The 10011-nt window shown below is 44.1% G+C and carries 8 protein-coding genes and 1 pseudogene; 6 read left to right on the top strand and 3 right to left on the bottom strand.

Translation table 11 applies throughout. The annotated features are described in order from the left end of the window. Positions 1-125: 125 nt before the first annotated feature. Complete coding sequence (argJ, locus tag PN462_RS13370) at positions 126-1397, bottom strand: bifunctional ornithine acetyltransferase/N-acetylglutamate synthase (protein WP_272128780.1); 1272 nt, start codon at positions 1395-1397, stop codon at positions 126-128. Positions 1398-1582: 185 nt separating this feature from the next. Here argJ and PN462_RS13365 point away from each other — a divergent pair, with 185 nt between their 5' ends. The 4 genes from PN462_RS13365 to PN462_RS13350 all read left to right on the top strand — a co-directional run bounded on the left by PN462_RS13365 (position 1583) and on the right by PN462_RS13350 (position 8705). Then, the gene (locus PN462_RS13365) at positions 1583-2725 is read left to right on the top strand and encodes an AAA family ATPase (RefSeq protein WP_272128779.1); all 1143 of its coding nucleotides are present in this window, start codon (positions 1583-1585) and stop codon (positions 2723-2725) included. Between the two features lie 5 nt (positions 2726-2730). Next, on the top strand, positions 2731-3381 hold the full coding sequence (locus PN462_RS13360) for a DUF3226 domain-containing protein (protein WP_272128778.1): 651 nt from the start codon (positions 2731-2733) through the stop codon (positions 3379-3381). A 210-nt stretch (positions 3382-3591) separates the two neighbouring features. Continuing rightward, entirely contained in the window at positions 3592-8214 is a 4623-nt protein-coding gene (locus tag PN462_RS13355) for a response regulator (protein ID WP_272128777.1), read from the top strand. A 5-nt stretch (positions 8215-8219) separates the two neighbouring features. Further along, positions 8220-8705 (top strand): chemotaxis protein CheW, encoded by a 486-nt coding sequence (locus tag PN462_RS13350; RefSeq protein WP_272128776.1) that lies wholly within the window; start codon positions 8220-8222, stop codon positions 8703-8705. Between the two features lie 38 nt (positions 8706-8743). On the opposite strand, the gene PN462_RS13345 is transcribed toward PN462_RS13350, so the two are convergent. Next, on the bottom strand, positions 8744-8938 hold the full coding sequence (locus PN462_RS13345) for a hypothetical protein (protein ID WP_272128775.1): 195 nt from the start codon (positions 8936-8938) through the stop codon (positions 8744-8746). A 175-nt stretch (positions 8939-9113) separates the two neighbouring features. Between PN462_RS13345 and PN462_RS13340 the strand changes: the two genes are divergently transcribed. Beyond that, complete coding sequence (locus PN462_RS13340; RefSeq protein WP_272128774.1) at positions 9114-9338, top strand: hypothetical protein; 225 nt, start codon at positions 9114-9116, stop codon at positions 9336-9338. Then, positions 9328-9744 (top strand): putative toxin-antitoxin system toxin component, PIN family, encoded by a 417-nt coding sequence (locus PN462_RS13335; RefSeq protein ID WP_272128773.1) that lies wholly within the window; start codon positions 9328-9330, stop codon positions 9742-9744. Before PN462_RS13340 ends, PN462_RS13335 begins: the two co-directional genes overlap by 11 nt. An 84-nt stretch (positions 9745-9828) precedes the next feature. Here PN462_RS13335 and PN462_RS23560 read toward each other — a convergent pair. Continuing rightward, a pseudogene (locus PN462_RS23560) lies at positions 9829-10005 on the bottom strand (element excision factor XisI family protein). Positions 10006-10011: the final 6 nt, after the last annotated feature.

Genomic DNA, 10011 nt, shown 5'->3' with positions numbered 1-10011 from the left:
GGGTTACGCTTCCCTTCACCCAACCTACCATTTTTGTTGGGTTACGCTTCCCTTCACCCAACCTACCATTTTTGTTGGGTTACGCTTCCCTTCACCCAACCTACCATTTTTGTTGGGTTGAGGGACTAGGTGGTATATTCGGCGTTAATTTTGACGTAATCATAACTGAGGTCACATCCCCAGGCTTTACCGCTTCCTGTGCCGTTGCCTAAATCCACTTTAATGATTAAGGGGTTATCTCGACGGTGGATGAGTTCGTGATCTGGGGTGATTTCGGAGGATTGGCTGGCAATGTCGGTGATATATTGGCTGGCCCCTTGGCGATCAAAATCTAAGGGTTGGCCGTTGTTCATTAAGAGGATTTCTCCTAATTCAATGCGGAGGTTTTCTTGGTCAAAGGGAACATCGGCCCGGCCTGCTGCCCCGGCAATGCGCCCCCAGTTGGGATCGCGGCCAAATATGGCGGATTTGACGAGGGATGAACCGACGATGGTTTTGGCGACTTGCCGGGCCCCTGCGTCGTCGGGGGCCCCGGTGACTTGTACTTCAATTAAACAGGTGGCCCCTTCTCCGTCTCGCGCGATCGCTTTGGCTAAATATTGACACACTTCGGTGAGCATGGCTTCGAGTTTTTCGGCTTCGGGACCCCATTCGGTGATGGTTGCGGTGCGGGATTGGCCGTTGGCGAGGGCAATGAGGGTGTCGTTGGTGCTAGTATCTCCATCGACGGTGATTTGATTGAAACTTTTATCGGCGGCCCGTTGCACCATTTCTTGCCAGAGGGAGGTGGAGACGAGGGCATCACAGGTGACGAAGGAGAGCAGGGTGGCCATGTTAGGGTGAATCATACCAGAGCCTTTGGCCATGCCGCCAATACGAACGGCGCGATCGCCCATTTGGGTTTCTAGGGCAATGGATTTTGTGACTAAATCGGTGGTGACAATGGCACGGGATGCGGCCTCTCCTCCGTCTAGGGATAAGGCTTCCACTAACTTAGGAATCCCTGCCCGGAATGCCTCCATTTTCATCCGTTGACCAATGACTCCTGTGGAAGCGAGTAAAATATCCTCTGGGGCAATATTCAAGGCTCTAGCGAGCAACTGGGCGGTTTCGAGGGCATCTTTCCACCCTTGCTCTCCGGTAGCGGCGTTGGCTTGGCCTGCATTACATAATATCGCTTTGGCGTTGGCTTTGGCTTGTAACCGTTGGCGGCAATAGTCCACACAGGCAGCCCGGACTACCGATTGTGTGAACACTCCGGCTGCGATCGCATCCGTTTCCGACACAATCAACGCCAAATCCGGCGCACCCGACGGTTTCAACCCGGCGGTAATCCCGGCGGCCTGATAGCCTTTTGGTGCGGTTACGCCCCCATCAATCTCTTGCCAATCACTCATAGCCAATTTCTCTTACATAACGTCTAGTCGCTACATAATATATCAGGACTGTCGCGCTGTTGTTGCCCCAGTTACAAGACCGGGGATATAGAAGGCGTTTTCCGGATTGTCCGACCAATCCCCCCATCAGACCACTAAGCCAACTATCCTGTAAGCTAGGGATTAGAGGATGCTCAGGATTTTATATGCTTCAGTCCTTTGAGATTAAAAATTTTCGGCTTTTCCAACATCTTCAAGTGGAAAAACTGAGTCATGTTAACTTATTAGTTGGTGGCAATAATGCAGGAAAAACTACCTTTTTAGAAGCCATTGAACTGTATGCCAGTAATGGGTCTTCGACGGTTCTTCTTGAGCTTTTAGAAGCCAGACAAGAAACTTGGTTTAGTGCAGCACAACTCCCCCCACAATCCCATTTAGCTCATCCGTTGAGACATCTTTTTTGGGGTCATAAGTTACCCCAAATTGGAGAAACTGGAATTATTTTAGGGGACATCTCCTCGCTTTCTCCTCTCCATCTTCATACGGCTGCCTATCAAAGGATAACAGAGGACTCCGGCATAATCAAACGACTCCGTTTATCAGCGCATCAACTCCATGAGTCTATGGCAGATTTTGAGATATTTTTGATTAAAGAAGAAGGACAAAACACTCAAATACTATTGCAATTAGATGATCTTCTCTCAGAGCGTTATCATGTCGCTTTTAATAGCACATCTCGTTTTTTTTATCAACCCCAAAAATCCGGGTTTAAATATTTATGGCAAATGGTCTCAACGGATAATCTGCCTAACCGGAAATTAGCGGCTCTGTGGGACTTAACCAGTTTAACCCCTTTAGAATCAGAAATTATTGCGGCTCTTAATTTAATTGATGAGCGAGTTTCGGGGGTTGCATTTGTAGAGGATATGAGTCAAAAAATAGGCTCTAGTGAAAGTCGTATTCCTTTAGTCAAAATCGAAGGAATTGGTGAACCTTTACCTCTCAAGAGTATGGGAGATGGGATGACGCGACTCTTTCATATAATTGTTGCTCTGGTTAATGCTAAAAATGGAATTTTGTTAATTGATGAATTTGAAAATGGCTTACATTGGACAGTACAACCCAAGGTTTGGAATATTATTTTTAAATTAGCTAAAAAATTGAATGTTCAAGTGTTTGCAACCACTCATAGTCGAGACTGTGTAAAAGCCTTTGATACAATTTGGAATCAATATCCAGACCTTGGCGCGTTTTTTCGACTCGATGCTAAAGATAAGACCATTAAAGCCACTGAATATGCGTCTGAAACCCTCACAGATGCCCTTGAAATGGATGTTGAGGTGCGATAAATGTTATGTCTGATATTTGTAAACAAGATACTGATAAAGTATTGCTAGTTGAAGGAGATAATGATTGTCATGTTGTGATGGCCTTATGTGCTGCTCATAATGTTCCAGAAGTTTTTGGGATTTATCAATGTGGTTCAGATATCGGGGTTTTAAAGCGACTAAATGCTTTAATTGTGCGGCCTAACCCTCCCCAAGTCATCGGTGTTTTGTTAGATGCTGATCAACCTTCTACAGAGAATAATTCTCTAGCTGCAAGATGGCAGAGTATTCAAACCAAATTAAGGCATTATCATTATATTTTTCCTACTGTTCCTGATGTTAATGGTACAATTATTCAGAGTCAAGCTGATGAACCTAAATTGGGAGTTTGGTTAATGCCAAATAATCAAGATTCGGGGATGTTAGAAAACTTTTGTGCAGAATTAGCAAACCCCACAGCATTAGCGTTTGCAGAAGACTGTGTGCAACAAGCACGCTTAAATGATATAACGACCTTTAAAGCGGTTCATCAGAGTAAAGCTGTTATTCACACCTATCTTGCATGGCAAGATGAACCGGGTTATCCATTAGGAAAAGCAATCACCAAAAAATCCCTTCATCCTCAGACAGAAATTGCTGAACGATTTACAAATTGGTTAATCCGGTTATTTACATAAAACTTAATTACTTATCCCGAAGACTCTAATGATTTTATCTGACTTATCTATAAGTCACCAACTCCGCTTAAAACTTAACGATTAAATTGCTTAACTATTTCCTTGAGATCAACTTCAGAAAATTGATATAATTCCCAGAGAGTGGCGCAGTGTGAATTGAACTGAAACTCAGTAATCAAGCACAACCAACAATCACCCCAACAACTACCAATGACTCATCAATGGGACTGGCAAAAACTCGCAGGACAACTGGCCAGTAGTGTTTGGACTTCTATCCGGGATTGGGACTACTTTACGAAAGATTCAGTCGGTCAACAAGTGGCCCAAGCGGCGGATAATTTATGGGGTCAAACGGAAGACCCTAAACGCTCTCAGTCGATTCCCATTGAGGATGAAGAAGACACCTCTCCATCGTCTCCTCAGTCTATTCCCATTGAAGATGAGACTCCGACTCATTCAACTCATTCTCCTTCTGCGTCTATTCCCATTCAAGATGAGACTCCGACTCATTCAACTCATTCTCCTTCTGCGTCTATTCCCATTCAAGATGAGGGTGAAGATAAGGGAAACTCGTTTCCTCAGTCTATCCCCATTGAAGATGAGACTCTGACTCATTCAACTCATTCTCCTTCTGCGTCTATTCCTATTGAGGAGACTCATGGGACATCCCCCACAGATAACCCTCCTCCGTCTCCGGTTTCCATGGCCAGTGAGAGTCATGAAGACTGGACGACGGAGAAAATGGAAACTGAAGCGAGTTCTCCGCTTATTACTCCTCCTCCCCGTAATGTTAACCCCTCTCCTCCTATGAATTCCCCTGCTGAACCCGATGAAGAATTAGAAGCCTCTGCTAATCCTACCTCGAATCCTACTCCGAATCCTAGCCGAAAACGGCCACCGCGACGGAATCCGGAAGGGTATGAGTATTTTATTGCAGAAGCACAGGATTTACTCACCACTATTGAAACGGAGTTGTTTGCGTTAACTCCAGAAGCAGAAACCGCAGAGATTTATAGTTTAATGCGGGCCACCCATACCTTAAAGGGGGCCGCGGCCAATGTGGGACAGGATACCATTAAAACCATTTCCCATAATTTAGAGGACATTTTTCGTGCGTTACTGTCTCCGGATGCAACCATTGACCAAGAGTTGCTTTCTATGTTGTTTGAGGGCTATGATTGCTTACGCTTGGCCATGAGTGCGGAGTTGGCCGGGGAGTATGACCAAGATGATGATTTATTAAACCGGGCCGCCGATATTTTTATTCGTTTTCAGAGGAAGTTAGGAGACTGTTTTGATCATCAACCTCCCTTACCCACTTCTACGGAGATGGGGTTTGATTTAACCAAGTCGATTTTTGAGATGGGGGTGACGCAACGGATTGAGGAGTTAGGACAATTAGTAGAAACGGGGGATGCGGATGCGGTTGGGGAGTATTTGCAAGAGTCCGCAGAGGTGTTTTCGGGGTTGGGAGAGTCTTTGGGGTTGTCGGGGTTTCAAAGTATTGCAGATGCGATCGCAACCTCTATCAAAACCCATCCTACCCGAGTTCTCACCATTGCACCCATTGCGTTAGACAATCTACAGCAAGCGAGACAGTTGGTTTTAGAGGGCGATCGCAAGTCCGGAGGAGAACCCAGTCAAGCTCTCTTACATTATACCCAAGAAACGCCCTCAGAAGCCCCTAGCACGCCTGAGAATCCCCCTCAACCCCGTGAGGAGTCCCCGGATATTCAAGACCCCTGGACGCAGGAAGATACGGCAAATAACGCCGAATTAGAGGACATTTTTGGCGAGGTCAATTTAGATTTTTCCCAAGATATCCCTCTCGATGAACCGGAATTCTCTGGGGTGGATGCTACGGAGGAGTTAGACTTCTCACAACCCCTCGATTTTTCCCTCTCGGAGACTCCCCCCACTGAAGATGTTACCCCCGATGAGGAGTTAGATTTAACGGGGTCAAATATTCCCATTACAGAAGAATCTACCCCCGATGAGGAGTTAGATTTAACGGGGTCAAATATTCCCATTACAGAAGAATCGACAACTGATGGGGAATTTGATTTCACTATCGCAGAAACTCCGATGGGGGAAGACTTTGACTTCACCACATCCCCCGATGAAGAATTAGATTTTACAACCTCTGAGACATCGTTTGCAGAAGATGAATGGGAGTCAGGAGTTGGGAGTCAAACTGATAACTTTAACCCCTCTCCTAACGAAGAATTAGACTTGACAACATCTGAGACATCTTTTACGGAAGATACAGAAACAGAGGAAGAACTCGATTTTACAACAACTCCAGACCAAGAATTAGATTTTACACCCTCCGAGACATCTTTTACAGAAGATAATGGAATAGAGGAAAAACTAGACTTTACCTCCTCCGAGACATCCTTTACAGAAGACACCACAAGGGGTGAAGCATTCAACTTTACTTCCGAGGAAGAACTAGACTTTGCAACCTCTGAAACCTCTTTTGGAGAAGTCGAGAGTCGAGAGTCGGGAGTTGGAAGTCGGGAGTCGGAAGCTGAACCAACAACAAATAACGAACAACCAACAACAAATAACGAACAACTCCCCAGTTTAGAATCAACCTTTGGAGATATAGACTTAAATGATCTGAATGATCCCAACTTCTCCGACGAAGGAGAATTAACCTTAGACTTTAGTGACGACTGGAACGAAGAATTAGAACGAAGTGAACCGGAAACCGTTGCAGCAGAGAAAGAACTTCCCACTACTCCTAGTGAGTTAGTCACCACTCCCTCCCAACCCCTAGACCAACCCCCCCAAAAAAATACCCCCTCTCGTGTCTCCAAACAACCCTCCCAAACTCCCTCCACTCCTCCCCAACAAACCCTCCGCATTGACTTAAACCAACTAGAACATCTTAACCATTTAGTTGGGGAATTATTGATTAATCAAAACCAGTTGGCCTTACGAGATGAACAGTTTCAAACCGCAGTTGGGAAACTCTCAAACTGGTTACGACAACACCGTTCAACCTTAAATGAACTTCGCACCCATCTTTCTCCCCCTGGTCAAAATGGGAATGGGAATTCTCGTCAACTTTCCCCCAGTCAACGACTCCTTTATACTGCGTTAGAAGAAGCATCTCAATTAAGTCAAGCAACGGAGGATATGACGTTGCTAAATCGCACTACTGCTTCTACGGTAGAACGGGAACAACGTCTCTCGAAGCAGTTGCGGGATAATATGCAAACTGCACGGATGATCCCCCTAGAAACGTTGTTAAAACGCTTTCCTCCTATGGTGAAGCAGTTGTCCTATGTGCATCGTAAACCTGTGGAATTAACCCTAAAAGGGACTCAGGTGATGGTGGATAAAACGATTACTGATAATTTATATGATGCGTTGTTGCATTTGGTGCGGAATGCGTTTGATCATGGGATAGAGTCGGCAGAAGTCCGTCAACAACGGGGGAAACCGGAAACGGGACAGATGGAGATTTCTGCGTATAATCAGGGGAATCGAACGATTATTGAGATTAAGGATGATGGGGGTGGGTTGAGTGTGGAGAAAATCTGCGATCGCGCTTATCAAAATGGGTTAATCTCAGAACAGGAGCGATCGCAACTTCTCCAACACCCCCAACCCGATGACCGTCTTTTAGATTTACTCACCCAACCCGGTTTCTCTACGGCCTCCCAAGTGAGTGATTTATCGGGACGAGGAGTAGGGTTAGATGTAGTCAAAACCCAGTTAGAACGGGTGAAAGGGTCGATCTCCGTCCGGTCTTTTCCCCAAAAAGGGACAATTTTCTCCATTCAAATTCGAGAATCCCTGATGACTGCGCGATTGTTAATTTGTCAGGTCGATCAAGTGGTCTATGGGTTTGTCTCTAATGAAGTGGAACAAGTCTTGATTCCGGGGGAAAAATTGCGCTTACTGGCAGGTCAAAAGGTCTTAGACTGGAATCAAGAGGAAGGGGAATGTACGATCCCGGTCTATGAATTATCCTCGCTGTTCCATTATCCCACCCGTCCCCGTGATTTGGGTCAAGGGAAAGGGGGGGTCAATGGACAGGATCAAGCATTAGACCCACTTTTGAAGACTCCTGACGAAATTTCCCCCGTTTTATTATTGAATACCAGTGAGGGGTTGATCGGGTTGGAAGTGGACCGCGTGGTGGAGGAACAGGAGTTGGTGATTAAGCCAATTTCTAGCGCGATCGTGCCACCCCCCTACATTTATGGTTGTAGCATCCTCGCCGATGGTCGTCTCACCCTCGTCATCGACGGATCATCCCTCGTCAGTCACGCTCAGAAAAAAGGAATGCGACTCATCCAGCAAGCCGCCCCCCTCCCCGAAGCAGCAACCCCCACCCCAGCATTATCCTCCTCCCTCTCCACCCAAGAACTCGGCCTGTTTATTTCCACCCACGACACCCCAGAAAAAAACAGTCCCCCCCCCGAAGAAACCACCCCAGAACCAGAGATCAAAACCATCTTAATTGTTGATGACTCCCTCACCGAACGCCAAACCCTAAACCTCATGTTAGAACGGCGCAACTATCGCGTCTTACAAGCCAACGACGGCTTAGAAGCCTTAGAAAAAGTCAAAACCGAACCCAACATCAACCTAATCCTCTGTGACATCGAAATGCCCCGTATGAACGGCTTAGAATTCCTCAGTTTAATCCAACAACAAAAGGAAAACTTAGGGCAAGTTCCCATTATTATCCTCACCTCCCGCAGTCGGGACAAATTCCAACATATCGCCCTAGAACTAGGCGCGTTTGCCTATTTAACCAAACCTTATTTAGAACAAGAAATCCTATCCACCCTTGAAGAAGCCTTAACCCCCTAATCACCATGCGAGAATCTCTCCCAACGGACACCGAGAGGGCAAGAGTCATCATCTTCCCCATCGCCAATTATCTATTTGCCCTCCCCATGAAAGCGGTTCTCAAGATCAGTCCTTCCCCTCCAGAATTAAGCGAAGGATTTAGTGAAGTCGGATTATTAGAACTAGAAGGGGAGACCATTTTATTATTAAATTTAGATGGCTTATTAAGCGAAGAAAAAAGCACTTGGCAAACCACCCAATTTTTAATCTTAGTCAGTGATCAACGGGGCCAACTCTGTGGTATCCCAGTAGAAGACTTACCAAACATGATTGATTTATCTTTATTAAACATTCAACCCTTACCCAAATCCTCCCGTCAAAGTCCATTAAGTCGTCTCAGTCGTTACGTAGCCTTACGACAGTCGGACAATCAAAAAAAGCCCATTTTCTTATTAGATATCGCCTTAGCCATCCAAGCCACCCAATCCCAGTTAGAGGTTGAGGAGTGGTAAAGTTTTGTAATGATTTTGGACGTAAAAATGTATTTATTTTATATGATTGACAATAAACCTACAATAGGATAGTAGCAACCAAGATTTTTAATCATCGCATTTTCTAAACCAATATCTTCTAAAACTTCGGCAAAAATTTCAGAAAACACTTCTTTTTCTTCCTGAACTAACTCCAAAAGAGCCGTTTTAAATAATTCTTTGAGCTTGGTTTCATCGAATGTAATATGAGCCATCGCTAGTTTGTTATACTACTCTCCATAATAGCAATAATGTAGGGTGCGTTCAACGGCCACTGACTTTCATTTTTTCAACTCACTGAATATCCGTTGAACGCACCACACCATCTATATTTAAACAAATTTTTTTATACGTATTGTAGAATATGATTAGGGTTTTAATTTAACTATCATGGAAAATATCCAAATTCAAGTGAACACAGAAACCAAAAAAGCCTTTGAACAAGCTAACCCTCAAACTCAAAAACAGCTAAGTCAACTGGTTCAATTCTTTTTGCGAGAAAATTTGCATCAAAAAACGTTAGCAGAAGTGATGGCAGAAATTTCTAATAAAGCACAAAAAAGAGGTTTAACCCCTGAAATTTTACAAGATATCTTAGAAGATAATGATGAATAGATTTGTTATAGATACCAATGTTATAGTAAGTGGTTTACTTTTTAACAATTCTGCTCCATTTCAAGTCATAAAGTTAGCAGAGCAGCAAGGAATAATATTATATTCTGAAGCAACCTTAGAAGAACTAGAAAATGTTTTAAATCGACCCAAGTTTAATAAATATATTACACTAGAAGAAAGACAAGTATTTTTGCTGAAATTTATCAGCGTATCCGAATTAGTTTTGATTAAAGATAAAATCGCAGTTTGTAGAGATTCAAAAGATAATAAATTTTTAGAGTTAGCAGTGAGTGGTAATGCTAATTTGATGATTACAGGGGATTTAGACTTATTAGTTTTAAATCCTTTTCAAGGAACAGAAATCATTACTCCTGATTTATTTATTGAAAGATTTCCAGTATTATAAGTGCGTTCAACGGCCACTCACTCCGACTTTTCCATTCACTGAACATCCGTTGAACGCACCGCACCATCTTCATAATTCGTCACTCTAATCTACTCCCAACCCCGTATATTGTCGCAATTCAGGAGGTTGGAGTCCTAAAACAATATCTTCTTTCACAACTCCCTTTTCTAATCAATCATGGGTTAAAGAACAATCCGTTTGGTTGCGCTGAATCCAAATTTTTCCTTCTCGAATTTCTACATGAATTAAACACGCATAAATCCTGCG

This window comes from Spirulina sp. CS-785/01 (genome assembly GCF_028330525.1).
Classification (GTDB): Bacteria; Cyanobacteriota; Cyanobacteriia; order Cyanobacteriales; family Spirulinaceae; genus JAQMSD01.
Note: the sequence above shows the minus strand (reverse complement) of the source record. Positions and strands in the feature narration are given on the sequence as shown.